Annotated in this window: 2 protein-coding genes; both read left to right on the top strand. The window is 58.3% G+C overall.

What is annotated here, in order from left to right:
- Positions 1–179: 179 nt before the first annotated feature.
- Positions 180–1,055 carry an alpha/beta fold hydrolase gene (locus AWB65_RS34790; protein WP_087660654.1) on the top strand — a complete coding sequence of 292 codons (876 nt, stop codon included), beginning with the start codon at positions 180–182 and terminating at the stop codon, positions 1,053–1,055.
- A 53-nt stretch (positions 1,056–1,108) separates the two neighbouring features.
- Positions 1,109–1,642 (top strand): alpha/beta fold hydrolase, encoded by a 534-nt coding sequence (locus AWB65_RS34785; protein WP_087660653.1) that lies wholly within the window; start codon positions 1,109–1,111, stop codon positions 1,640–1,642.
- The last annotated feature ends 31 nt before the right edge of the window (positions 1,643–1,673 follow it).

Genomic DNA, 1,673 nt, shown 5'->3' with positions numbered 1-1,673 from the left:
AGCGACCGCTGCCGCGGCTCAGCACGTTTGAACAGGCCACCGAGTCTCTCATGCAAGCCATCCAGTTCACGTTCCCACGCCTTCGCGATCTCTTTCATAGCTCTACACCGTTGTAGTAGTACTAACGTAGTATAGTAAAAAATAGCTACGACTGTAGTGCTAAGAAAGGAGACGGTTGTATGAAGGTAATAACTCGCGTCATTGCTCTTGCGATCTCATTCTGCGCGTTCGGCTGTGCTTCACACGCACCAAATGACGCGGCACCCGAGCGCCTCACGACAACGCGAGGCAATGTTCACATCGAGACCATCCGGCAAGGTACGGGTCCGGTCATCGTGCTTCTTCCATCCCTTGGAAGGGGTGCCGGGGACTTTGACGAAGTCGCTGCGTATCTCGCGCGTGACGGCTTTACGGTAATGAGACCTCAGCCAAGAGGAATCGGCGCAAGTGGCGGTCCTCTGACTGGGATCGATATGCACGACTTCGCTGCTGATGTCGCGTCAGTCTTGGACCATCAAAAGACAGGGCCCGTCGTCGTGGTCGGTCACGCTTGGGGAAGTCAGCCAGCACGGATGTTGGCGGTAGACCGCCCGGATCTCGTCCGTGGATTGGTCATGGCAGCCGCATCTGCCGGAAAGTTGCCGCCCGGGTCGAACGAGAAGCCATACGGGCGCCTCCGGGATGCCATCGATGGCTCGGGCAACCTCGCCTTGCCTGAAAAGCAGCGGCTGACGTATCTGCAGCAAGCGTTCTTTGCGCCGGGACACGACCCTCGCCCCTGGCTGAGTGGCTGGTATCCGGCAACTCACGAAGCAGAGGCGCACGCGAGAAACATGACGCAAGTCGATGCCTATTTCGCCGGCGGCACCGTTCCCATTCTTGACCTCCAAGGTCAATACGACGCCGTGGTTGTGCCCAACGTCTTCAAGCCGATGCTGGGAGACCGTGTCACGGTGGAGGTCATTCCGAACGCCGGTCATCCAATGGCGCCGGAACAGCCCCGTGCTATGAGCCAAGCCATCGCACGCTTCGCTCACAACATTTACGGACGGTGACAGCACAACGCTGACGCTATCCGACTGGCATATACATTTCGAGGACCACCCGCATGAAACTCTCAAAATTCAGTCTCGCCGCCGTCATCCTTTCCTTTTCCGCAAGCACTTTCGCTGCGACCGGTGACAGCACAGTCAGTGATGACGTTGTTAAACACGGAAACGTGCAAATTGAAGTACTTAGCCAGGGCAAAGGTCCGACTATCGCTATTCTTCCGTCATTGGGTCGTTCAGGGCGAGACTACGACGAGGTGGCTCAGTATTTGGTGGCTGACGGCTTCCGCGTGCTCCGTCCTGAACCGCGTGGAGTTGGGAAAAGCAGGGGCCCGATGGATAACCTGAATGTGCACGACTTTGCCTCCGACGTGGCGATGGTTATCGAGGCAAAGCACGCTGGCCCCGTCGTTGTCGTGGGCCATGCGTGGGGCAATTTTGCCGCCCGCCAGTTGGCCGCCGATCGGCCGGACCTCGTCAAAGGAGTGGTCGTTGCAGCTGCGTCGGCAGGGAAGGTTCCCCCTGGTTCGACTGAGAAGCCGATTAAGGCTGTGCTGAAGAAGCGGGGGTTTTCACGGGATCGTCGTTGCTGATTCCACGATGCGAGAATGGCGACGCGCTCGC

This window comes from Caballeronia humi, assembly GCF_001544475.1.
GTDB lineage: Bacteria > Pseudomonadota > Gammaproteobacteria > Burkholderiales > Burkholderiaceae > Caballeronia > Caballeronia humi.
The sequence above is the reverse complement of the archived record's forward strand: the minus strand, read 5'-3'. Positions and strand labels throughout refer to the sequence as shown.

Bases quoted from the DNA above. Each gene is read 5' to 3' on its own strand.
- AWB65_RS34790 (WP_087660654.1), top strand. From the start codon at position 180: ATGAAGGTAATAACTCGCGTCATTGCTCTTGCGATCTCATTCTGCGCG.
- AWB65_RS34785 (WP_087660653.1), top strand. From the start codon at position 1,109: ATGAAACTCTCAAAATTCAGTCTCGCCGCCGTCATCCTTTCCTTTTCC.